22 protein-coding genes and 2 tRNA genes are annotated in these 23,218 nt (G+C 71.1%); 20 read left to right on the forward strand and 4 right to left on the reverse strand.

The genetic code is table 11. The features are described from left to right. Positions 1 to 55 precede the first annotated feature (55 nt). The 6 genes from gyrA to J2S41_RS34175 all read left to right on the forward strand — a co-directional run bounded on the left by gyrA (position 56) and on the right by J2S41_RS34175 (position 5,239). On the forward strand, positions 56 to 2,578 hold the full coding sequence (gyrA, locus tag J2S41_RS34150; protein WP_310374223.1) for a DNA gyrase subunit A: 2,523 nt from the start codon (positions 56 to 58) through the stop codon (positions 2,576 to 2,578). 3 nt (positions 2,579 to 2,581) lie between these two features. Then, complete coding sequence (locus J2S41_RS34155) at positions 2,582 to 3,532, forward strand: DUF3566 domain-containing protein (RefSeq protein ID WP_310374224.1); 951 nt, start codon at positions 2,582 to 2,584, stop codon at positions 3,530 to 3,532. A gap of 132 nt (positions 3,533 to 3,664) precedes the next feature. Next, positions 3,665 to 3,738 (forward strand) — tRNA-Ile (locus tag J2S41_RS34160). A gap of 68 nt (positions 3,739 to 3,806) precedes the next feature. After that, a complete protein-coding gene (locus J2S41_RS34165; RefSeq protein ID WP_310374225.1) occupies positions 3,807 to 3,935 on the forward strand; it encodes a DLW-39 family protein in 129 nt (42 codons plus the stop codon). A 10-nt stretch (positions 3,936 to 3,945) separates the two neighbouring features. Continuing rightward, positions 3,946 to 4,018, forward strand: a tRNA-Ala gene (locus J2S41_RS34170). A gap of 684 nt (positions 4,019 to 4,702) precedes the next feature. Then, positions 4,703 to 5,239, forward strand: a complete 537-nt coding sequence (locus J2S41_RS34175) for a hypothetical protein (protein WP_310374226.1) — start codon at positions 4,703 to 4,705, stop codon at positions 5,237 to 5,239. Here the strand turns inward: J2S41_RS34175 and J2S41_RS34180 are convergent. Beyond that, positions 5,225 to 5,827 carry a TetR/AcrR family transcriptional regulator gene (locus J2S41_RS34180; protein ID WP_310374227.1) on the reverse strand — a complete coding sequence of 201 codons (603 nt, stop codon included), beginning with the start codon at positions 5,825 to 5,827 and terminating at the stop codon, positions 5,225 to 5,227. The genes J2S41_RS34175 and J2S41_RS34180 overlap by 15 nt on opposite strands. Positions 5,828 to 5,912: 85 nt before the next feature. On the opposite strand from J2S41_RS34180, the gene J2S41_RS34185 reads away from it, so the two are divergent. From J2S41_RS34185 to J2S41_RS34200, 4 genes are all read left to right on the forward strand, one after another. Then, positions 5,913 to 6,740, forward strand: coding sequence for an SDR family NAD(P)-dependent oxidoreductase (locus tag J2S41_RS34185; protein ID WP_310374229.1), 828 nt, complete (start codon positions 5,913 to 5,915; stop codon positions 6,738 to 6,740). A 256-nt stretch (positions 6,741 to 6,996) separates the two neighbouring features. Continuing rightward, the gene (locus tag J2S41_RS34190) at positions 6,997 to 7,935 is read left to right on the forward strand and encodes a sulfotransferase family protein (RefSeq protein ID WP_310374231.1); all 939 of its coding nucleotides are present in this window, start codon (positions 6,997 to 6,999) and stop codon (positions 7,933 to 7,935) included. Positions 7,936 to 7,944: 9 nt separating this feature from the next. Then, entirely contained in the window at positions 7,945 to 8,838 is an 894-nt protein-coding gene (locus J2S41_RS34195; RefSeq protein ID WP_310374233.1) for a glycoside hydrolase family protein, read from the forward strand. A 15-nt stretch (positions 8,839 to 8,853) separates the two neighbouring features. Then, entirely contained in the window at positions 8,854 to 9,390 is a 537-nt protein-coding gene (locus J2S41_RS34200) for a YbaK/EbsC family protein (RefSeq protein WP_310376723.1), read from the forward strand. An 80-nt stretch (positions 9,391 to 9,470) separates the two neighbouring features. On the opposite strand, the gene J2S41_RS34205 is transcribed toward J2S41_RS34200, so the two are convergent. The 3 genes from J2S41_RS34205 to J2S41_RS34215 are packed head-to-tail and all read right to left on the reverse strand — an operon-like array spanning position 9,471 to position 12,069. After that, entirely contained in the window at positions 9,471 to 9,893 is a 423-nt protein-coding gene (locus J2S41_RS34205) for a SufE family protein (RefSeq protein ID WP_310374234.1), read from the reverse strand. A gap of 2 nt (positions 9,894 to 9,895) precedes the next feature. After that, positions 9,896 to 10,270, reverse strand: a complete 375-nt coding sequence (locus tag J2S41_RS34210) for a CBS domain-containing protein (protein ID WP_310374237.1) — start codon at positions 10,268 to 10,270, stop codon at positions 9,896 to 9,898. A 56-nt stretch (positions 10,271 to 10,326) separates the two neighbouring features. After that, positions 10,327 to 12,069, reverse strand: coding sequence for a proline--tRNA ligase (locus J2S41_RS34215; protein ID WP_310374239.1), 1,743 nt, complete (start codon positions 12,067 to 12,069; stop codon positions 10,327 to 10,329). A 259-nt stretch (positions 12,070 to 12,328) separates the two neighbouring features. Here J2S41_RS34215 and J2S41_RS34220 point away from each other — a divergent pair, with 259 nt between their 5' ends. From J2S41_RS34220 to J2S41_RS34265, 10 genes are all read left to right on the forward strand, one after another. Beyond that, positions 12,329 to 13,105, forward strand: a complete 777-nt coding sequence (locus tag J2S41_RS34220) for an SGNH/GDSL hydrolase family protein (RefSeq protein ID WP_310374242.1) — start codon at positions 12,329 to 12,331, stop codon at positions 13,103 to 13,105. 10 nt (positions 13,106 to 13,115) lie between these two features. After that, the gene (locus J2S41_RS34225) at positions 13,116 to 14,006 is read left to right on the forward strand and encodes a sulfurtransferase (RefSeq protein WP_310374243.1); all 891 of its coding nucleotides are present in this window, start codon (positions 13,116 to 13,118) and stop codon (positions 14,004 to 14,006) included. After that, positions 14,003 to 14,551, forward strand: a complete 549-nt coding sequence (locus tag J2S41_RS34230) for a VanZ family protein (RefSeq protein WP_310374245.1) — start codon at positions 14,003 to 14,005, stop codon at positions 14,549 to 14,551. The genes J2S41_RS34225 and J2S41_RS34230 overlap by 4 nt, the downstream gene beginning before the upstream one ends. A 43-nt stretch (positions 14,552 to 14,594) precedes the next feature. Then, positions 14,595 to 15,212: a TetR/AcrR family transcriptional regulator gene (locus tag J2S41_RS34235; protein ID WP_374728202.1), complete on the forward strand. Its 618-nt coding sequence runs from the start codon at positions 14,595 to 14,597 to the stop codon at positions 15,210 to 15,212. Between the two features lie 28 nt (positions 15,213 to 15,240). Beyond that, positions 15,241 to 16,578 (forward strand): acetyl-CoA carboxylase biotin carboxylase subunit, encoded by a 1,338-nt coding sequence (locus J2S41_RS34240; protein ID WP_310374247.1) that lies wholly within the window; start codon positions 15,241 to 15,243, stop codon positions 16,576 to 16,578. 3 nt (positions 16,579 to 16,581) lie between these two features. Continuing rightward, positions 16,582 to 17,478: a hydroxymethylglutaryl-CoA lyase gene (locus J2S41_RS34245; protein WP_310374249.1), complete on the forward strand. Its 897-nt coding sequence runs from the start codon at positions 16,582 to 16,584 to the stop codon at positions 17,476 to 17,478. Between the two features lie 192 nt (positions 17,479 to 17,670). Further along, positions 17,671 to 18,759: a hypothetical protein gene (locus tag J2S41_RS34250; RefSeq protein ID WP_310374251.1), complete on the forward strand. Its 1,089-nt coding sequence runs from the start codon at positions 17,671 to 17,673 to the stop codon at positions 18,757 to 18,759. A 197-nt stretch (positions 18,760 to 18,956) separates the two neighbouring features. Continuing rightward, entirely contained in the window at positions 18,957 to 20,330 is a 1,374-nt protein-coding gene (locus J2S41_RS34255; protein ID WP_310374253.1) for an ICP22 family protein, read from the forward strand. Between the two features lie 124 nt (positions 20,331 to 20,454). Further along, positions 20,455 to 21,984: an acyl-CoA carboxylase subunit beta gene (locus J2S41_RS34260; protein WP_310374255.1), complete on the forward strand. Its 1,530-nt coding sequence runs from the start codon at positions 20,455 to 20,457 to the stop codon at positions 21,982 to 21,984. A gap of 14 nt (positions 21,985 to 21,998) precedes the next feature. After that, positions 21,999 to 23,138: an acyl-CoA dehydrogenase family protein gene (locus J2S41_RS34265; protein ID WP_310374256.1), complete on the forward strand. Its 1,140-nt coding sequence runs from the start codon at positions 21,999 to 22,001 to the stop codon at positions 23,136 to 23,138. Positions 23,139 to 23,218: the final 80 nt, after the last annotated feature.

Raw genomic sequence — 23,218 nt, forward strand, 5'->3', positions numbered from 1 at the left:
TCCACAGCGGTTATCCACAGGGAAATGCCGCTTTTGACAGTAGTTAGGGTTAACTGTGACGGATACTCCCGAGTCCACGGGTAGTGAGCAGCCGGAGGAGCCCGCGGCCGACGCCGCGGTGGACGCCGGCGGCCGGATCGAACCGGTCGGCCTCGAAGTAGAGATGCAGCGGTCGTACCTCGATTACGCCATGAGCGTCATCGTCGGCCGCGCCCTTCCGGACGTCCGCGACGGCCTCAAGCCGGTGCACCGCAAGATCCTCTACGCGATGTACGACTCCGGCTACCGGCCGGACCGCGGCTACGTGAAGTGCTCCCGCGTCGTCGGTGACGTGATGGGTCAGTTCCACCCGCACGGCGACTCCGCGATCTACGACGCGCTGGTCCGGATGGCGCAGAACTGGTCGCTGCGCTACCCGCTCGTCGACGGCAACGGCAACTTCGGCTCGCCGGGCAACGACCCCGCGGCCGCCATGCGGTACACCGAGTGCAAGCTCGACCCGCTGGCCATGGAGATGCTGCGGGACATCGACGAAGACACCGTCGACATGCAGGACAACTACGACGGGCGGGCCAAGGAGCCCACGATCCTGCCGTCGCGGATTCCCAACCTGCTGGTCAACGGGTCCGAGGGCATCGCGGTCGGCATGGCCACCAAGATCCCGCCGCACAACCTGCGGGAGATCGCGGCCGCGGTGCAGTGGTGCCTGGAGAACCCGGAGGTCGAGGAGGCCGAGACGCTCGAGGCGCTGCTCGGCATCGTCAAGGGCCCGGACTTCCCGACCAACGGCCTGATCGTCGGCACCCAGGCGATCCAGGACGCGTACCGGACCGGCCGTGGCTCGATCCGCATGCGCGCGGTGGTGGACGTTGAGGAGGACGCCAAGGGGCGCACCTCGCTGGTCGTCACCGAGCTGCCGTATCAGGTCAACCCGGACAACCTGGCCGAGCGGATGGCCGACCTGATCAAGGAGGGCAAGCTCGCCGGGATCGCGGACATCCGGGACGAGTCCTCCGGCCGTACCGGCATGCGTCTGGTGATCGTGCTCAAGCGCGACGCCATCGCCAAGGTCGTGCTGAACAACCTGTACAAGCACACGCAGCTGCAGGAGACGTTCGGCGCGAACATGCTGGCGCTGGTCGACGGCGTGCCCCGCACGCTGAACCTGGCCCAGTTCATCCGCTACTACGTCGACCACCAGATGGAGGTCATCCGCAGGCGGACCGCGTACCGCCTGCGCAAGGCCGAGGAGCGCGCGCACATCCTGCGCGGCCTGGTCAAGGCGCTGGACATGCTCGACGAGGTGATCGCCCTGATCCGGCGCTCGCCCACGGTCGAGGACTCCCGCCAGGGCCTGATGTCGCTGCTCGAGGTGGATGAGATCCAGGCCACCGCGATCCTCGACATGCAGCTGCGGCGCCTCGCCGCGCTGGAGCGCCAGAAGATCATCGACGAGCTCGCGAAGATCGAGATCGAGATCGCGGACCTGAAGGACATCCTGGCCAAGCCGGAGCGGCAGCGGACGATCATCTCCGAGGAGCTCGGCGAGATCGTGGCGAAGTGGGGCGACGAGCGTCGCACCCAGATCATCCCGTTCGACGGCGAGGTCTCCATGGAGGACCTCATCGCCCGCGAGGACGTGGTGGTGACGATCACACGGACCGGGTACGCGAAGCGCACCAAGGTGGACCTCTACCGCTCGCAGAAGCGCGGCGGCAAGGGTGTGAGTGGTGCCACACTTCGCCAGGACGACATCGTGTCGCACTTCTTCGTGACGTCCACCCACTCGTGGATGCTCTTCTTCACGAACAAGGGCCGGGTCTACCGCGCCAAGGCGTACGAGTTGCCCGAGGCCAGCCGTACCGCGCGTGGCCAGCACGTGGCCAACCTGCTGGCGTTCCAGCCGGAGGAGCACATCGCCCAGGTGATCGTGATCCCCGGGTACGACGTGGCGCCGTACCTCGTGCTCGCGACCAAGGAGGGCCTGGTCAAGAAGACCCGCCTGGCCGAGTTCGACTCCAACCGCAGCGGTGGCATCATCGCGATCAACCTGCGCGAGGACGACGAGTTGGTCGGCGCCGCACTGGCCGGCCCGGGTGACCATCTCCTCCTGGTCTCGAAGAAGGCTCAGGCGATCCGCTTCGAGGCGACAGACGATACGCTGCGCCCGATGGGACGAGCGACCTCCGGTGTCATCGGCATGCGCTTCAGCGAGGACGACGAGCTGCTCGCGATGGAGGTCGTCCGGGAAGGCCTGGACGTTTTGGTGGCCACCGACGGTGGGTACGCCAAGCGGACGCCCATCGAGGAATATCCGGTGCAGGGACGTGGGGGCAAGGGCGTGCTGACCGCCAAGATCACGGAACGGCGTGGTGGTCTGGTCGGCGCCGTCGTCATCGACCCGGACGACGAACTGTTCGCGATCACGAGCAACGGTGGCGTGATCCGGACTCCGGTGAAGCCTGTACGCCGTACGCGGGACCGGAACACAATGGGGGTCAAGCTCATGGATCTCCCAGAAGGCGTGACCATCGTGGCGATTGCTCGCAATGCCGACGAGCCTGACGAACAGGACTGATGAATGACGGAGACACAGGCGACGTCGGGGGCGGGGACCTCGGCGACTCCGGCCGGCAAGGACTCCGCCGACGGTGACGCCAAGGCCAAGGGCCGCGCGGTCGTGGGCCGTGCGGTGGTCGGACCCTCCACGGACGCACCGTCCCCGAAGTTCACGCGCCCCCCGGGGATGAAGCCGCCGCCGGACGAGGCACCGGCCGGCTCCTCCTCGGCCACGGCCGCCAAGCCGGCGACCACGGGCGCGGGAGCCGACAAGGACACCACCAAGCCGGTCATCGTGCCGGCCGGCAAGCCCGCCACGGCGAGCTCGGCCGCCTCGGCGTCCAAGAGCGCGACCGCGGCACCCGCCAAGCCCGGCGCGCAGCCCAAGGCCTCCCCGGCCGGCGGCAGCCCGTCCGGTCCGCCCGGCGAGCGGACCGAGCGAATCCCCTCGGGTGCCGGCGCCACCGGCACCTCGACCTCGACCAGCGGCCTCAGTGGCCTCGGTAACAAGGTCAGCGGCGCGGTGCGGAGCGTCGGCGCGGCCAAGGTCACGGACACCATCCGGGCGGCACGCAACGCGGTCGGCTCGGCCGGCGCCCGCGGCCCGCGCCGTGCCCGGCTGAACGTCAAGCGGATCGACCCCTGGTCCGTGATGAAGTTCTCGTTCGCGGTGTCGTTGGTGCTGTTCATCGTGCTGATCGTCGCCACCTCGGTGCTCTACCTGGCGCTCGACGCCATGGGCGTGTTCCAGAGCGTCAACGAGACGCTCCAGGAGCTGGTCTCCGCCTCCGGCGGCGACAGCGGCGGCGCCGGATTCAAGATCACGGCTAGGGGCGTGATCGGCACCTCGGCGCTGCTCGGCCTGGTCAACGTGGTCCTGCTGACCGCGCTGGCCACCCTCGGCGCCTTCATCTACAACGTCTGCGCCGACCTGGTCGGCGGCATCGAGCTGACGCTCGCAGAGCGGGACTGACCTCCATCGGTACGGCGGCCAGGACAATAAATCGCATGCCTCGCCCACCGCGGGCACGCGACACTGTTCCTGGCCGCCGGACCCCCGATTTGGGCGGTCCGCAACGGGTGCGGTAATCTTTCCCGGTCGCACGGGGCTATAGCTCAGTCGGTTAGAGCGCAGAGCTGATAACTCTGAGGTCGCTGGTTCGATTCCAGCTAGCCCCACCTTCCGAATATCCCGGATCACAGCGACACCCCGGTCGGCCGGCTCGAACAGTGAGGGGACAACCCCGATGTTTAAGAAGCTCCTGATCGTCGCGGGTGTCGTCGGCGCCGCCGTCCTCATCGCGCGGAAGATCAAGCAGTCGAGCGACGAGCGCGCCCTCTGGCACGAGGCCACCACCGCCCCCGACCTGCGATAATCAAGAACCCGGGGCCCTAGCTCAATTGGCAGAGCACCGCCTTTGCAAGGCGGGGGTTAGGAGTTCGATTCTCCTGGGCTCCACGCGCTTTGGGCGCCCCCTGTCCGCGGAGAGCGCGGACCGGGGGCGCGCGTCATTCCCCTCCGGGGGCCGAGCCCCCGGACGCCCCCACGTTCCGGTGGTTGCGTGAGTGGGCGGGGCTGAGGGCTTCGGCTCAGGGGTGAGTCGTAGGGTCTCGGGCTGGTATTGGGGTTGCTGGCCGCCTACCGTGAGCGTTCGCTGGCCTTGGTTGTTTGTGGGGGCGGCCCGGCTAGAGCGCGCTGAGTTCGGCGTAGGCGGTGTGGCGGACATGGGTCTGGCGGTCGGGGCCTTGTGCGCCTGGTAGCGCTCGGCTGTTCGGGCTGCTGGCCTCGTCCGGCGTTGCTTATCCTCGCTGTTGCCTGGCTTGCCTGGCTTGCCTGGCTTGCCTGGCTTGCCTGGCTTGCCTGGCTTGCCTGGCTTGCCTGGGGCGTACTGGGCTGTGCGACGGCGTCGCCGTGTCGCTGGTGGTGGTGGCCTGGCGGAAATCGGGGGTCGCTGGGGCTCGTGTGGGTGTTCGGTGGCTGGTCGGGCTTGCTGCGTCGGCTGTTCATTTTTTGGGCGTGTGCGGGACTCTGGCGCAAACTCTGTGATCGATCTTGAGCGATGAGGTGTTGTCCGGCTGTGTGATGCCGTCGAGCAGCTTGTTCCTCATCTGGTCGGTATGGAGATCGAGGAGGTGGGCGCCGGTGCGCTATCTCACCCGGCGGTTCGCAATCGGTGCCCTGCGCCGAGGCAACGGCATCGAACAGTTCCTCGGCGGCGTCGAGATCAGCGGCGAACGAGCCATCCGATGGGTGGCGATCAGCCCTATGAACAGGCAATACCGGGTTTCCCTTCACACCGTCCAAGACCCCGACGACGACCGGGTAGGCGGCCTGCCCAACCTCCTCTCGCTCGATCCCGTCGACGAGGCGTACATCGGCGAAGGCCGAGAGCTGGCCCGCAGCGAAGACGCGGAAGAAGCGATGGCGCTCGCCGAGCACCTCATCGACGCGGACCCCCAGGCGCTGGGTCAACCACGCGGTAGCCGGCGAGGAATACATGGACTACGTCAGAACCCGACGAAGCCCAACCCAAGCACCATGAGTGTGGGCTCCAACCCCAAGCGAGACTCGCTTACGCGTGCCGGACGGGCTTGCCGTTTGAGACCCGGCGTTCCTTCTTTGTGGCAGGTCCGGGGTGCCGGCCGCCACCGGGCCGTTGCGGTGTCAGTCGAGGCGTAGCTGACCCATCAGCGCGTCAAGGATGGCGATCGGATCGCCGGTTCTGTTGCTGCCGATCCAGGCTCGGGCGGCCGTGTCGACGCAGGCGAGCCCGGCGGCCAGGAGAGCCCGGGCCCGGTCTTCGTCGCTGACTCCCGAATTGCTTGCGCCGCCGGGCAGACGCTCGGCGATGACCGGCACCAGCAAGCTTTCCCAGTCGTGCCGTTTGTCCGCACTCCGCATCTGCATCGACGTGCTGTACATGACGATGTCCGCGACGCCGGCGACGTCTGCGGCCGGGGACCCCGGTGCGCCGACGAGGTGATGGAAGGCCAGCCGCAGGGATTCCCAGACCGGTTCCTCACCGGGGCGGGCGATCAGGGCGTCGCGGACTCGCTCGGCGGCCCCGTGCAGTCCCGAGAGCACGACATCTTCCTTGGTCGGGAAGTACCGGAAGAACGAGCGCGGCGAGATGCCGGCCGCGGCGGCGATGTCAGTCGTGGTGACGGCGTCGAAGCCCCGCTCGGCGAAGAGTTGAAGGGCGATGGTGACGACTTCCTGGCGCATCCGGTCGCGGGTGCGCTGCCGCAGGGACGGTCCTGTGCTCATGCCCACTTTATAGCACCACCCTGCCTTAGTGGCAGTACGCTGCCACTAAGGCAGCACAGTGACAGCAGGAGGAACCATGCGACCGGTGAATCACAGCGACGAGACGGTGCTCATCACGGGAGCCAGCTCGGGGATAGGTGCCGCGTTCGCCCGGCTCCTGGCGGCGCGCGGCTCCGACCTGGTTCTCGTGGCACGCCGGATCGACCGACTCGACAGTCTGGCCGCCGAACTGCGGACGGCATATCGCGCACACGTCGAGGTGATCGCGTGCGATCTCAGCGAGGATGCACCCGGCGAGCGCCTGCTGGCCGAGACGGCGGCGCGGGGAATCACCGTGACGAGCGTGGTGAACAACGCCGGCGCCGGGCTTTGGGCGCGTCTCGCCGACTCGGACCCGGCCCGGCTGCGTCAGGTCGTGGCCTTGAACGCGACGGCGGTGATGGACGTGAGCCGAGCCTTCCTGCCCGCCATGATGCGGCGACGGGCCGGCTACCTGCTGAACGTCAGCAGCCTCGGCGCCTACTCCTCGACCCCGATGCAGGCGGTGTACTCCGCCGCCAAGGCCTTCGTGCTCAGCTTCACCGAAGCGTTGTGGGCCGAGACCCGCGGCAGCGGAGTGCGGGTGCTTGCCCTCGCCCCCGGCATCACCAGTTCCGAGTTCTTCGAGGCGCTCGCCACCGACGATCCCGCCTCACGTCCCGGAAGGGCTCAGACACCCGCCCAGGTCGCCGAGACCGGACTTCGCGTCATCGAGCGCCGCAACCCGCCACCCAGCTGGGTTTCCGGGCACCTCAACCACGCCTTGGCCCTCGCCCCGCGGTACTTCACCCGCCGCCGCGCCGTTTTGCTCACCGCCGCAAGCACCATGCGCAACGCTTCCAAGCTCCCGGCCGTCCACAACGTCCCGGCGTGATCGCTCGTCGTATTCGCGCATCCACGCGCAGGGCGGCTCCATGATTGCTTGCACGCTGCGTGAGCGAGATGAAGGAGCCATCCCGCCGCCGGTTCTGGGCTCGCGCCTTCGGCGGGGCTGGTGGCTACGGCCGAGTGGTCGCCGCGGGAGATGGGAGAAGAAAGGGCTGGTGGGATCGCTCGGAGGCGGGAAACCGGGTAGCCTGCGAAGGGATATCCCATTAAGAAGGTCGGATTAATGGAGTGGGAGGCTTGCTGTGCGGCTGCCTGACTTCCTGATCGCGGGGGTGCCGAAGGCCGGCACGACGGCCCTGCATGCGGCGCTGACCGCGCATCCGCGGCTCTATCTGTCACGGGTGAAGGAGCCGAAGTTCTTTCTGACGGATGGGCCGCCGCCGCGGCGGGGTGGGCCGGGGGACGTGCAGACGTATCAGGAGCACGTGTGGCGGCGGGCGGATTACGAGGCCCTGTTCGCGGAAGCGGACGAGGGAGTGCTGGCGGGCGAGGCGACGCCGTTCTACCTGTACGACCTGGAGGCGCACCGCAGAATCCGGCGGCTGATTCCGGACGTGAAGATCATTTTGCTGCTGCGTGATCCGGTCGATCGGGCGCACTCGAACTGGCAGCACCTGTGGACGGCCGGGCTGGAGCCGGAGGCGGACTTCGTGACGGCGATGCGCCGGGAGCCGGAGCGGATCGCGGCCGGGTGGGCGGCGTTCTGGCACTACGCGGGGCTCGGCATGTACGGCAGCCAGGTGCGGCACCTGTTCGAGCTGTTCGACCGCGAGCAGGTGCTGATTCTGCGCTACCGGGACCTGCGGGAGACGCCGGCCGAGGCGCTGGACCGGGTGTGCGCGTTCCTCGGCGTGGAGACCGGCGTGATCGAGCAGGTGCCGCAGGCGAACGTGAACTTCTCCGTGGCGGACACGCCGGTCAACGGCGCGCTGCGCTACCTGCTGCGGACCGGCGGCCGGATCGGGCATCACTATCCGCTGTGGGTCCGGAAGGCGTTCCGCGGGCCGCTGCTGACCGCGCTGCACCGTGAGCGCGGGCGGCGGCCGAAGCTGACCGTGGAGCAGCGGGCGGCGGTGCTGCCCGGGTTCATCGACGAGATCCGGCTGCTGGAAGAGGTCACCGGCGTGTCGTACGACGACTGGACGCAGTTGACCACCCATACCGCACAAATCGCCAAGTAAGGAGCCAGTGTGACCACGCCGACGACGACGTTTCCCCTGCCGCGGTGGCACGAGGGTACGACCGTGATCGCACCCCCGGAGGAGCGGACCGGCGCCTGGGCCGGTGCGCCCAGTGCCGTGCGCGACGGGGACACGATCTACCTGGCGTACCGGCTCCGCAAGCCGATCGGTGAGGGGCGCGGCTTCGTCAACGTGATCGCCCGCTCCACCGACGGCGTGGACTTCACACCGGTCGCGGAGCTGCACCGGGACGACTTCGGCGGCGAGTCGCTGGAGCGCCCCGCGCTGGTCCGCACGCCGGACGGCCGCTGGCGCGTCTACGTCAGCGTCGCCACGCCGGGCACCAAGCACTGGCGCGTCGATCTGGTGGAGGCGGACACGCCGGAGGCGCTGGGCGGCGCGCCGGCGATCACGGTGCTGCCGGGGGACGACACGGTCGGCGTCAAGGACCCGGTCGTGCTGTTCCACGACGGGCGTTGGCACCTGTGGGCCTCCTGCCACCCGCTGGAGACCGACGAGCACGCGGACCGGATGTCCACCTGGTACGCCACCAGCCCGGACGGCGTGACGTGGACCTGGCGCGGCACCGCGCTGACCGGCCGGCCGGGCGAGTGGGACGCGCGCGGCGTCCGGGTGGCCGCGGTGATCGCGCACGGCGAGGAGTTGACCGTCGCCTACGACGGGCGGGCCACCGCGGAGGAGAACTGGGAGGAGCGCACCGGCATCGCGCGCGGCACGTTCGGCCGGCTCACCGCGGACGAGGATGATCCGATCGAGTCGCCGTACGCACCGCACGGGTTGCGTTACCTGAGCGTGGTGGAGCTGCCGGACGGGCGCCGGCGCGTGTACTACGAGGGGACCCGGCCGGACGGCGCGCACGAGCTGCGTACCGAGCTGGTCTGACACCATGGCCCGGTGATGGGAAACCTGAAGACCGAGCCGGCGCTCGACCGGCCGGATCTGCTGGCCGCGCCGGTCGCCGACGCGCTGCGCTCCTGGGCGGGCGGCGACCGGACCGAGGTCGCCGCGATCGATCCGGGGCTGGCGGACACGGCCGCGTTCTGCGCGGAGTACGGCGTGCGCCTGGACGAGTCCGCCAACTGCGTCATCGTGGCCGGCAAGCGCGAGGGCGTCGTCCGGTACGCGGCCTGCCTGCTGCTGGCCACCACGCGCGCGGACGTGAACGGCGTGGTCCGCAGGCACCTGGGCGTGCGCAAGCTCAGCTTCGCGCCGATGGACGAGGCGGTCGCGCTGACCGGCATGGAGTACGGCGGCATCACGCCGATCGGGCTGCCGCCGGAGTGGCCGATCCTGGTCGACCCGCGCGTGCTCGCCGCGCCGTCCGTGGTGATCGGCTCCGGCGTCCGGCACGGCAAGCTGTGGCTGCCCGGCGCGCTGGCGGCGGAGCTGCCGCACGCCGAGGTGGTCGAGGGTCTGGCCCGCGAGCTGGGATGACGGTGGTGAGGCGGGCTCAGTAGCCGGGCCCGCCGCACGACCGACGTCGATACCGTTTCACATGAAACATCCGAAGAGGCTCATGCCGCGGCGGCGACCTGCCTCTTCAGCCGCGCCAGGATCGCGTTGCCGCCGCGCACGCGCAGCGGGCTGATCACCTCGGACAGACCCATCCGCACGTAGAGGTCGTCCGGCACGGCCAGCACCTCTTCCGCGGTCGCGCCGGCCAGGCCCTCGGCCAGGATGCCGGCGAACGCGCGGGTGGTCGGCGCCTCCGGCGGTGCGTCGAAGTGCACGGTCACCACGCGGTCCGGGCCGACGAACGCGCGCAGGAAGAACGCGGTCTGGCACTCAGGGACCTGCTCCATGCCCTCGCGGTCCACGGACGGCGGCAGCGGCGGGACCGCGTCGGAGAACTCCAGCAGCATCTCCAGCACCACGTCGCGGGGCGCGGAGGCCAGCTCGTCCACGATCTCGGCCAGTTTCGGCGGCATCTCAGGCATGATCACAAACTACTCACCAGGTCGCCGCGCGCCACGATGCCCACGAGCTGCCGGTCCGGGTCGCAGACCAGCAACCGCCGTACCGCCTTGGCGTTCATCAGGTCCAGCGCCTCGCCCGGCGACGCGTCCTGCCGGATCATGACCAGGTCGCGGCTGGCGATCTGGCCGAGCGTGACCGTGCGCGGGTCGCGGCCGTCCGCCACCGCGCGGATGACGATGTCCCGGTCGGTCACCACGCCGGCCAGCGCGGGGCCCTCGGTGACCACCACGTCGCCGATGTCCCGCGCGCGCATCGCCTGCGCGGCGTCGTCCAGGGTGGTGTCCGCGGGCAGGTACACGACCTCCCGCGTCATGAGTGCGTCGATCGTGAGGGCCATGACCGCCTCCCGGGTAGGACGTCCGTACCGACGCACCTACCCGGTGGCGGAGAGCCTTAATCGCTGGTCAGGCGGGTGACCACATCGGAGATCGCGATGTCGGAGCGCTCGTCGGTGGCGCGCACGCGCAGCTCCACGACGCCGTCCGCGGCGCCGCGGCCGACCACGATGGAGTGCGGCGCGCCGATCAGGTCCGCGTCCGCGAACCGTACGCCGGTGGAGACCTTGCCCGGCCGGTCGTCGAGCAGCACCCGCAGACCCGCGGCCACCAGGGCCGAGGCCAGCTCGGTGGCGATGGCCAGCTGCTCGCCCTTGCCGGCCGGGATCACCTGCACGTCGAACGGCGCCACCGAGGCCGGCCAGACCAGGCCGCGCTCGTCGCAGTGCTGCTCCGCGATGGCCGCGACCGCGCGGGACACGCCCACGCCGTACGACCCCATGGTGATCCGGACCGGCTTGCCGTCCTGACCGAGCGCGTCCAGCCCGAACGCGTCCGTGAAGCGGCGGCCGAGCTGGAAGATGTGCCCGATCTCCATCCCCCGGCGGATCTCCAGCGTGCCGTCCGCACAGTTCGGGCAGGGGTCTCCGGGCCGCACCTCGACCGCCTCGATGGTGCCGTCCGGCGTGAAGTCGCGCCCGTGCACCACGTTGGTGGCGTGCTTGCCCGGCTCGTTCGCGCCGGTAAGCCACGCGCTGCCGGGCGCGACGCGCGGGTCGGCCAGGTAGCGGATGCCCAGCTTGGCCAGGATCTGCGGCCCGATGTAGCCGCGCACCAGGTCCGGCCGCGCGGCGAAGTCGTCGAACATGGTGACCGCGGCCGGGTGCACCTGGGCCTCGACCCGGCGCAGGTCCACCTCGCGGTCCCCGGGCACGCCGATGACCAGCAGCTCCGGCTCCGCGGCGCCGGGCCGGGTCAGCTGGACGACCACGTTCTTCAGCGTGTCGGCCGCGGTCCAGTCGGTGCGGCCGGCCAGCCCGCGCGCGTTGGCGAGGTCGACCAGCGACGCGATGGTCGGCGTCTCCGGGGTGTCGTGCACCTCCAGCGGCGGGTGGTCCACCGCCGAGGCGGGAACCGCCGGCGTGGTCACCGCCTCCGTGTTGGCCGCGTAGGCGCAGGCGGTGCAGCCCACGAACGTGTCCTCGCCGACCTCGGCCGCGGCCAGGAACTCCTCGGACCCGGAGCCGCCCATCGCGCCGGACTGCGCCGACACGATGGTGAAGTCCAGACCCAGACGCTCGAAGATCCGCTGGTACGCGACGCGGTGCTTGGCGTAGGACTCGCGCAGCCCCTCGTCCGAGAGGTCGAACGAGTACGCGTCCTTCATCAGGAACTCGCGCCCGCGCAGCAGCCCCGCGCGCGGACGCGCCTCGTCCCGGAACTTCGTCTGGATCTGGTAGAGGATCACCGGGAAGTCGCGGTACGAGCCGAACAGGTCCTGCACCAGGAGCGTGAACATCTCCTCGTGCGTCGGCGCCAGCAGGTACTCCGCGCCGCGCCGGTCCTTGAGCCGGAAGATGTCGTCGCCGTACGCGGTCCACCGCCCGCTCTTCTCGTACGCCTCCCTCGGCAGCAGCGCCGGGAAGTGCACCTCCTGCCCGCCGATCGCCCGCATCTCCTCGTGCACGATCGCGGCGACCCGGTCCAGCACCAGCTTGCCCAGCGGCAGCCAGGTGTAGCCGCCCGGCGCCGCACGCCGGATGTAGCCGGCGCGGACCAGCAGCCGATGGCTCGGAACCTCGGCCTCGGCAGGGTCCTCGCGAAGCGTGCGCAGGAACAGGGTCGACATGCGAAGCAGCATGGCCACAGGGTACGGCGGACACCGCTCACCCCCGCGACCGATATACCGGGGCAACCATCCGGCGGCGGACTCGCGTCTCGGCTGACATGACGCCCACAGCCGCCGTCGCCGAGCCGCCGCGCACGCTGCGGGCGGCCCGATCGGAGCAACACAACAACACACAAACGTGTTTTGAAGCTCACCTATCGAGGATCTACCGATCAGTAATGACAGTCGGCAAAATGCCTGGGGTATGCAACGACCTACGGGGGGATCGGGTATGCGCTGGCGTAACTTCGTGGCGGTCGGGGACAGCTTCTCCGAGGGCATGGACGATCCCTATCCGGACGGCACGTTCCGCGGCTGGGCCGACCTGGTGGCCACCCGGCTCGCCGCGGAGGCCGGGCCCGGCTTCCGGTACGCGAACCTGGCGATCCGCGGCCGGCTGCTCCCGGCGGTCACCGCGGAGCAGCTGCCGGCCGCGCTGGAGATGCGTCCCGACCTGGTCAGCTTCGCGGCTGGCGGGAACGACATCCTGCGCCCGCGGTGCGAGCCGGCCGCGGTGTGCGACAGCTTCCACGACTCGATCACCCGGATCCGCGCCACCGGCGCCGACGCGATCGTCTTCCGGTTCGCGGACGTGACGCTGCGGCTGCCCGGCCAGCGCGTGGTCGGGCCGCGCGTCGCGTACATGAACGCGCGCGTCGGCGAGACCGCGGCGGCGACCGGTGCGTACCTGGTCGACCTGTTCGTGGACGACGAGTTCCGCAACCCGCTGCTGTGGAGCGTGGACCGGCTGCACCTGTCCGAGATCGGCCACCGCCGGACCGCCGCGCACGTGCTGAACGCGCTCGGCGTCGCCGTGGACGAGGACTGGATGCTGGTCCCGCCGCATCCGGCGCCGACGCCGTGGCTGCTCGCCCGCGGCGCGGACCTGCGCTGGGCCGGCCGCTACCTGGCGCCGTGGGTGAGGCGCCGGCTGACCGGCCGTTCCTCCGGCGACCTGGTCACCGCGAAACGCCCCGCGCTCGCGCCGGTCGTCCGCGAGACCGCGTAGGTTTAGGACCATGGCCGCATCCACTGATCCCGCATCGCACCTGCAGGAGTACGCGCACCCCGAGCGCCTGGTGACCACCGAGTGGCTGGCGGAGCATCTGCACGATCCCGGCCTGGTGGTGGTCGAGTCGGACGAGGACGTGCTGCTCTACGACACCGGCCACATCCCGGGCGCGGTGAAGGTCGACTGGCACACCGAGCTGAACGACGCGGTGACCCGCGACTACCTGTCCGCCGAGCGCTTCGCGGAGCTGTGCGCGGCGAAGGGCATCGGGCGCGACGACACGATCGTGTTCTACGGCGACAACTTCAACTGGTGGGCGGCGTACGCGCTCTGGGTCTTCACGCTCTTCGGCCACGCGGACGTGCGCCTGCTCGACGGCGGCCGGCAGAAGTGGGTGGCCGAGGGCCGCGAGCTGACCCGCGACCGCACCGAGCGCCCGCGCGCGGACTACCCGGTGCCGGTCCGCGACGACGCGCCGATCCGGGCGTTCCGCGAGCAGGTGGAGGCGCACGCGGGCGCGGGCCGGCCGCTGGTCGACGTGCGGTCGCCCGCGGAGTACAGCGGCGAGCTGACCCACATGCCGGACTATCCGCAGGAGGGCGCGCTGCGCGGCGGGCACATCCCGGGCGCGGTGAGCAAGCCGTGGAAGCAGGCGGCCCGCGAGGACGGCACGTTCAAGCCGGCGGCCGAGCTGCGGACGATCTTCCAGGACGAGCTCGGGCTGAGCGAGGGCGACGACGTGATCGCCTACTGCCGGATCGGCGAGCGGTCCAGCCACACCTGGTTCGTGCTGCGGCACCTGCTCGGCTTTCCGCGGGTGCGCAACTACGACGGCTCGTGGACCGAGTGGGGCAACCTCGTGCGCGCGCCGATCGTGAAGGGCCCGAATCCTCGTTGAGCGTCTGGCGCGAGTGGGGCGGCGTCGTCCTGGTCGCGTTCGCGCTGGTCCCGGTGGCGGCGCTGGTCGCCGCCGGGCTCGCCGCGCTGCGCATGCGGCGTGGCGTGCCGCGCGAGACCGCCTGGCATGACAGCGCGGCCGAGATCGGGATGCTGGCGACCACCGCACCGTGGATCTGGATGATCCTCACCCCGCTGGACGCGCCCGGCCAGGTCTTCCTCGTCCCCTTCTCCGACCTGCCGAACCAGGCCGCGGAGGGGCTCGGCTTCCTCACGTACCAGGTGGGCGGAAATCTGCTGGTCTTCGCGGGGCTGGGCGCGCTGGCGCCGGTCCGCTGGCCCGCGCTGCGCGGTATCGGACGGGTGTCGCTGCTCGGCGCCGCCGCCTCCGCCATCGTGGAGACGCTGCAGTACGCGCTGGACCTCGGCCGCGTCGCCTCGATCGACGACGTCCTGGTGAACGCGGCCGGCGCCGGCCTGGCCGCCCTGCTGTCCCGCCCGTGGTGGCGTCCCGCGCCCGTGCGTGATCACGCTCCCATTGCTTGAACGATCGTTCAGCTTCGGCTTGACAGGGGGATAGGCTGAGCGGGTGACCGTGGATCAGCAGACACCGAGCGTTCCGGGGCAGGGCACGCCGACGCAGAAGAGACGTTCGCGCAAGGACGAGATTCTCGGCATCGCCGTCCGGCTCTTCGCCTCCCGCGGTTATCACGGCGTCTCGATGGACGACATCGGCTCCGCCGCCGGCGTCACCGGTCCCGCGCTCTACCACCACTTCGCCGGCAAGGAGGCGATGCTGGTCGCGGCGCTGATACCGGTGAGCGAGAGCCTGCTGGCCGGCGGTCGCGAGCGCGTCGCCGAGCACGACCGCGACCCGCGCGCCGCGCTGGAGTCCCTGATCGCGTTCCACGTCGAGTTCGCGCTGGCCAATCCGGCCGTGATCGCGCTGCACCTGCACGAGTTGGACCGCCTGCCGGAGGAGCCGCGCCGGCAGATCCGCCGTCTCCAGCGGCTGTACGTGGAGGAGTGGGTGCAGGTGCTGACCGTGTTGCGCCCGGAGCTGAGCGCGGGCGAGGCGCGGGTGATGGCGCACGCGGCGTTCGGCCTGATGAACTCCACGCCGTTCCTCGGCGGCGAGGTCGAGCGCGAGCGCCGGGCCGTGCTGCTGCGTGCGGCCACGCTCTCCGCGCTGCTCCACGCGAAGTAGGGGTCCCCACACAGAGAGGGCGCGTCGCATGATCGAGAGCCTGCTCGTCGCCAACCGGGGCGAGATCGCCCGGAGGATCATCCGCACCGCCCGCCGCCTCGGCGTGCGTACCGTGGCGGTCCATTCGGACGTCGACGCGGACCTGCCGTTCGTGCGCGAGGCCGACGAGGCGGTGTGCGTCGGCCCGGCCGATCCGGCACTCAGCTACCGCAACGTCGAGGCGATCCTGGCCGCGGCCAAGTCGACCGGCGTGCGGGCGGTGCACCCGGGCTACGGCTTCCTCTCGGAGAACGCGGACTTCGCCCGTACCGTCGAGGAGAACGGGTTGATCTGGGTCGGCCCCGGCGCCGAGGCGATCTCCGCGATGGGCGACAAGATCCAGGCGCGGAACCTGATGGAGGCGGCCGGCGTGCCGGTCGCGCCCGGCACCCGGGAGCCGGTCGCGGACACCGAGTCCGCGCTGGCCGCGGCCGAGACCGTGGGCTACCCGGTGATGGTGAAGGCGGCCGCGGGCGGCGGCGGCATGGGCATGGCGGTCGCGGCGGACCCCGCCGCGCTCCGCGCCGAGTTCGACCGGGTGCGCGCGTTCTCCGAGCGCATGTTCGGCGACGGATCGGTGCTGCTGGAGCGCTATTTCCCCCGGGTACGGCACGTCGAGGTGCAGATCCTCGGCCTGGCCGACGGCCGAGTGGTGGCGCTGGGCGAGCGCGAGTGCTCGGTGCAGCGGCGCAACCAGAAGGTCGCGGAGGAGGCGCCGTCCCCGGCGGTCTCCCCGGAGCTGCGCGCGCGCCTGATGGCCGCGGCGGTCCGGGCCGGTGAGGCGGTCGGCTACCGCAACGCCGGTACGGTGGAGTGCCTGCTCGACCCGGCCACCGGCGAGTTCTTCTTCCTGGAGATGAACACGCGGCTCCAGGTCGAGCACCCGATCACGGAGCTGGTCTGGGGCGTCGACCTGGTCGAGGAGCAGCTGCGCGTGGCGGCGGGCCTGCCGCCCACGTTCGGCACGCTCAGCCCGCGCGGCCACGCGATCGAGCTGCGCGTCAACGCGGAGGACCCGAAGCGCTTCCTGCCCGGCCCCGGCACGGTCACCACCTGGGTCGAGCCGTCCGGCGAGGGCGTGCGCGTCGACTCGGGGTACGCGGCGGGCACCACCGTCCCGCGCTTCTACGACTCGCTGATGGCCAAGCTGATCGTGTACGGCCCGGACCGGGACACGGCGCTGGCCCGCGCGCGGGCGGCGGTCGACGCGTTCCGGATCGCCGGCCCGAAGTCCAACCTCGCGTTCTTCGCGGACCTGCTGGAGGACGCGGAGTTCCGGTCCGGCGACTACGACACCGGCATCGTGGCCCGCATGCGAGGGAAGTGAGAGATGGTCTCGATCCGCGAGGTCGGCCCGCGCGACGGGCTGCAGAACGAGGCGCCGGTGCCGACCGACGCGAAGGTACGCCTGCTGGACGCGCTCTCCGCGACCGGCGTGCGCCGGATCGAGGCGGTCTCGTTCGTCCACCCGAAGGCGATCCCGCAGATGGCCGACGCGGACGAGGTCTGGAAACGGGCGCGCCGGGCCGAGGGCGTTCGCTACTCCGCGCTGGTGCCGAACCTCCGCGGCGCCGACCGCGCGCTGGCCGCCGGCTTCACCGAGCTGGAGGTGGTGGTCTCGGCCAGCGACACGCACAACCGGCGCAACGTCAACCGGTCCACCGAGGACTCGCTGACCGACATCACCGCGCTGATCCAGGCGGTGCACGCGGCCGGCGGCACCGTGGAGGTGATCGTGGCGACCAGCTTCGGCTGCCCGTACGAGGGAGACGTCGCGCCCGCCCGGGTGGCCGGCATCGTGGAGCGCGTGCTCGGCGACGGCGCGGACCGGGTCGCGTTCGGCGACACCACCGGCATGGGCACGCCCCGCCGGGTTCGGGAGTTGCTGGCCGCGGTCGATCAGGTGCGCGGTGCCGCACCGGTGCTGCTGCACTTCCACAACACGCGCGGCACCGGGCTGGCCAACATCCTGACCGCACTGGAGCTGGGCGTGACCGAGTTCGACGCCAGCGTGGGCGGGCTGGGTGGCTGCCCGTACGCGCCCGGCGCCTCCGGCAACGTGGCCACCGAGGAGGTGGTCCACATGCTGCACGACATGGGCATCGACACCGGCATCGACCTGGAGAGACTGCTCGAAGCCGCGGCCCTGGCCGAGAAGATGACCGGCCGGGAACTGCCGTCCGGCGTCCTGCGCGCGGGTCCACGGACCCGATTGACGGCGCAGTAATTCCGATTCGTCGCGTATCCCGCTCTTATCCGCTTCGTTACCTAATTCGGTGAGAGCGTTTCGTCCAATTTGCCTGGATGAAGCGCCCGCCGAACGACGTGCCGACGGACGAGGGGCGGACCAATGGCGGAACAACGGGCTGGGCGCGCGTCATGCGCGACTCTGCCCGCGACCGCCGTCCCGTCCTTCGGCGTGTTCGCGGTCCTGCGATCAACGAGCCAGATGGTGGCGGATCGCCGGGTACGCCGGCCAGGCCGCGCCGCTAGATGGCCGGGCCTGCGCACGCTCGTCCTCGGTGGCATCGCGGGAGCGGCCTGGCTGCTCTCCGCCGGTGCCGCCCACGCCGCAGAGCCTGAGACGCCTACCGACGCCGCCCACCGCGGTCCGAGCGTGCTCTCCCTCGTCAGCGACCCCGGCACCGGGGTGGTCGAGGAGCGCGCACCCTCGCTGGTCGGTGAGCTTCTGACGCCTGCGGCCGGGATCACCGCCGCGCTGCCGACGGGCCACCTCCTCGGCACCGGCGCTCCGGCCCGGACCGACACGGCGATGCCGGCGCGCCAGCCGGCGGAGTCCGACGCTCCGGCGCACCCGCTACGCACGCTCGTCACCGGTGACGGATCTGTCCTCGGTGCCGTGCGGGAGTTGGTCGCACCGCTCCGCCTCACCGGCGGACCGACCGGCTCCGCAGATTCCGCCGCCCGCGACGCGGTCGCATCACCGGCCGGCACCGCCGGCCGGGGCGGTCCGGACCCGACGCCCGGCGTGGCTCCGTCGCGTCCGCTCGGTGACCTCACCCGCCTGGTGGGTACGGCGGACACGCCGGCCGAGCCCGACGGTGTCGGGACCGACTCCGCCGCCGTGGTCGCGAACCCGGCGGAACCGACTCCGGTCACCCCGAACACGGGTGTCACCGCCGCGAGCACCGCACCCGCCCGGGTGCCGGCGGCGGCGGTCGTGACCGGTCCGCGGCTCGGCTCGGAGCCCGAGCGGGCCGCGCGCCCGGCGCTCGACGCCGAGTCACGTCCGCTCCGGGAGGCCCGTCCGGCCGTACCGGAGCCGCTTCCCGGCGCACCGCTGCCGATCGGGCCCGCCAAGGGCACCTCGGGCGGTACCTCGGGAGTCCCGACCGGCGGGTCGGGAGTGCACACCGACGGAGGTTCGTCCGCCGTCATCTCCGCCGCGGTCGCGGGCACGATGGGGGCCGTGTCCCGGCCCACCGCCCCGGCCGATGTCGTGGTGCCCCGGTGCGATGCCGAGGCCCCGACCGTATCTCCCGACTGATGGTTCCGCCGGCTATTCGACGCCGGTCGGCTCTCCCCACCATCACCAGGGGAAACAGCACAAAGGTCCAGGGCACCGTCGCGCCCGGCAATGGCGTTCGTTCGCCGCCGGATTACGGATTCGGCACCACAACCTAATAGCGACATTCCGCAAGAGACATTCTCTCTTTTTCAATTCCGAAAGGTTATTGCCTTCCCATGAAGACTTGGGTTCGCAAGACTCTGAGCGTCGGCGTGCTGACCGCGGGCGCACTGCTGCTCGCGCCGACCGCCGCGCAGGCGGCCGACATTCAGCAGGCCACCTCGTCCGACGGTGACACCGACGGCGTCCTCAACAACCTCCAGGTCGCCGCGCCGATCGACGTGCCGATCAACCTGTGCAGCGTCGCGGCCGGCGTGCTGGGCGACGGCTACGCCGCGTCCGAGTGCTCCAACCAGCTGGCCGAGCACTCGATCACCCAGGGCGCCACCGGCGAGACCAACGGCATCCTGAACAACGCGCAGGTCGCCGTGCCGGTCCAGGTCCCGGTCAACGTCATCGGGGTCGCCGCCGGCGTTCTCGGTGACGCGTCCGCCGAGGGCGTGGGCAAGAACGGCGGCAGCGCCGCGACCGAGTCCGCGCGTGCCGAGCACAAGGCGCAGGGCCAGGCCGCGGGCGGCGGCGACGTCGACGGCATCGGCAACAACATCCAGGCGTACGTGCCGGTCCACGTGCCGGTCAACGCCGGCGGCATTGCCATCGGCGACGCCAAGTCGGCCGCCAAGCTGAGCAACGGTGGCGGGGCCAACGGCCACGGCGCGGGCGAGGGTGCTGCGATCCAGCAGTCGGCCGGTGGCGAGACCAACGGCATCCTGAACAACGCGCAGGTCGCGGTGCCGGTCGACGTGCCGATCAACCTGTGCGGCGTGGCGGTCGGCCTGCTGGGCGACGGCGAGGCGGCCGCGGACTGCAAGAACAGCGGCGGCGGTGCCGGCGAGGGCGGGATCGTCCAGGGCACCGGCGGTGGCGAGACCGACGGCGTGCTGAACAACCTGCAGGTCGCGGTGCCGGTCAACGTGCCGATCAACATCTGCGGCATCGCGGCGGGCGTGCTGGGCGACGGCGAGGCCGCCGCGCAGTGCGGCAACGGTGACGACAACGGCACCGGCGTCTCCCCGGAGCAGCCGGACTCGCACTACCCGGGTGACGACGAGGAGCCCGCGGACGAGGAGCCGACCGACGAGGAGCCCGTCGACGAGGAGCCGGCCGACGAGGAGCCCGCGGACGAGGAGCCGACCGACGAAGCGCCGGTCGACGAGGAGCCCGCGGACGAGGAGCCGGCCGACGAGGAGCCCGTCGACGAGGAGCCGGTGGACGAGGAGCCGGTCGACGACGGCAGCGGCAACCCGTCCGGCGACTACGACGGCGTCAGCCCGGACGCGTACGGCGACGGCGCGGACGCGGCCGCCGGTCGTCACGCGCGCGAGTCGCTCGCGCTCCCGGGCCTGGACGGCCTGACCAAGGGCAACAACAGCGACGCCAACCTCGGTGGGCTGCCGCTGGCCAGCGTGATCTCCGGCCTGCTGGGCTGAAGCACGGCGTGACACCTCGGGGAAGCCTCCGCGCCCGCGCGCGGGGGCTTCCTCCTTTCCTATGGCGTGTGCCATCCCCGTGGGATACCCTAACGATCGTTAAGCGACGGTACGGGAGGGTCCGGTGGCGCTCGACGAGGCCGCTCTGGCGGAGATGCGCAAGCGAGTCGAGGCGGGCGGCGCCGAGAAGTACCATGCCGCGAACGCCGCTAAGGGCAAGCTCTTCGCGCGCGAGCGGGTCGCGCACCTGGTCGACGACGGCTCGTTCACCGAGGACGGGCGCTACGCCAACGTGCTCGCGGACGGTCTGCCCGCGGACGGCGTGATCACCGGCACCGCCACCATCGCCGGCCGGCCGGTCTGCCTGATGGCGAACGACTCCACGGTCAAGGCCGGCTCCTGGGGTGCCCGCACGGTCGAGAAGATCATCCGGATCATCGAGCGGGCGTACGAGCGCGGCCAGCCCATGATCTATCTCGTCGACTCCGCCGGGGCCCGGATCACCGACCAGGTCGACCTCTTCCCCGGCCGTCGCGGCGCCGGGAAGATCTTCCACACCCAGGTCCGCGCGTCCGGCGCGATCCCGCAGGTCTGCGCGCTGTTCGGCCCGTCCGCCGCCGGTGGCGCCTACATCCCCGCGTTCTGCGACGTGGTCGCCATGGTCGAGGGCAACGCCAGCATGTACCTCGGCTCCGACCGGATGGTCCGCATGGTCACCGGCGAGCAGACCACGCTGGAGGAGATGGGCGGTGCCCGCGTGCACTGCGCGGAGTCCGGTGTGGGCCACTTCCTGTGCAAGTCCGAGGTCGAGGCGCTGGACGTGGTCCGCCGCTACCTGTCGTACCTGCCGGACAACTGGACCCGGCAGCCGCCCGCGGTCGCCGCGGAGAGCGCGCCCGCGGTCGACCTCGGCGGGCTGGTGCCGGTCAGCGAGCGGCAGGCGTTCGACATGCGCCGGTTCGTGAAGGGGCTGCTCGACCGCGACTCGTTCCTGGAGATCCAGGCGCTGTGGGCGCGCGAGCTGACCATCGGCTTCGGCCGGCTGAACGGCCGTACCGTGGGGGTGCTCGGCAACAACTCGATGTTCAAGGGCGGCGTGCTGTTCGTCGACTCCGCGGACAAGGCGGCGCGGTTCGTGCAGCTCTGCGACGCGTTCAACGTACCGCTGCTGTTCCTCGCGGACGTGCCCGGCTTCATGGTCGGCACCGCGGTGGAGAAGCAGGGCATCATCCGGCACGGCGCCAAGATGATCAGTGCGGTCTCCGAGGCCACGGTGCCGAAGATCTGCGTGGTGGTGCGCAAGGCGTACGGCGCCGGGCTCTACGCGATGGCCGGCCCCGGCTTCGACCCGGACGCCACCATCGCGCTGCCCACCGCCAAGATCGCGGTGATGGGCGCGGAGGCCGCGGTGAACGCGGTCTACGCCAACAAGATCGCCGCGATCGAGGACGAGGCGGAGCGGGACGCGTTCGTCGCCGCCCGCCGCGCGGAGTACGAGCGCGACATCGACATCGCGCGCCTCGCCGGCGAACTGGTGGTGGACTCGATCGTGCCCCCGGGCGAACTGCGCGCCGAACTGATCGCGCGGTACGCGGCCGCGGCGGGCAAGGACCGCTCGTTCTCCCGCCGCCGGCACGGTGTGACGCCCGTCTAGAGGGGAGACCCGGCATGCTCAGCGAGGAACACGAGGCCCTGCGCGCCAGCGTGCGTGACTTCGCCCGCGAGGTGGTCGCACCGGTCATCGGCGAGCACTACGAGAAGCACGCGTTCCCGTACGACATCGTCCGCCGGATGGGCGCGATGGGCCTGTTCGGCCTGCCGTTCCCGGAGGAGGCGGGCGGCATGGGCGGCGACTACCTGGCACTCTGCCTGGCGCTGGAGGAACTGGCCCGGGTCGACTCCAGCGTGGCGATCACGCTGGAGGCCGCGATCTCGCTCGGCGCCATGCCGATCTTCCGGTTCGGCACCGACGCGCAGCGCGCGCGATGGCTGCCGGACCTGGTCAGCGGCGACCGGCTGGCCGCGTTCGGGCTGACCGAGCCGGGTGCCGGATCGGACGCGGGCGGCACCACCACGCGCGCGGTGCTGGACGGCGACGAGTGGGTGATCAACGGCGCCAAGAGCTTCATCACCAACTCCGGCACGGACATCACGTCGCTGATCACGGTCACCGCGGTGACCGGGACGAACCCGGACGGGTCCAAGGAGATCTCGACGATCATCGTGCCCAGCGACACGCCCGGGCTGACCGTGCTGCCCGGGTACTCCAAGGTGGGCTGGTGCGCCTCGGACACGCACGAGCTGGCCTTCGAGGAGGTGCGCGTACCCGCGGAGAACCTGCTCGGCACGCGCGGCCGCGGCTTCGCGCAGTTCCTGCGCATCCTGGACGAGGGCCGGATCGCGATCGCCGCGCTGGCGACCGGCCTGGCCCAGGGCTGCGTCGACGAGTCGCTCGCCTACGCGCGCGAGCGGCACGCGTTCGGCCGGGCGATCGGCGACTTCCAGGCGATCCAGTTCAAGATCTCCGACATGGAGGTACGCGCGCACACCTCCCGCCTGGCCTACTACGACGCCGCCGCGCGGCTGCTGTCCGGTGCGGACTTCAAGCGCGCCGCCGCGATCGCGAAGCTGCACGCCAGCGAGTGCGCGGTGACCAACGCGAGGGAGGCCACGCAGATCCACGGTGGATACGGCTTCATGAACGAGACGCCGGTGGCCCGCTTCTGGCGCGACGCCAAGATCCTGGAGATCGGCGAGGGCACGTCCGAGATCCAGCGCATGATCATCGCCCGCGACCTCGGACTTTGATCATCGGTTTACTGTCGGTTATCGGCGACGAGGGGGTCGGCCCGCTGACGATCGTCTTCCCGCGTCAGATACCCACCCGT

Source organism: Catenuloplanes atrovinosus (assembly GCF_031458235.1).
GTDB lineage: Bacteria > Actinomycetota > Actinomycetes > Mycobacteriales > Micromonosporaceae > Catenuloplanes > Catenuloplanes atrovinosus.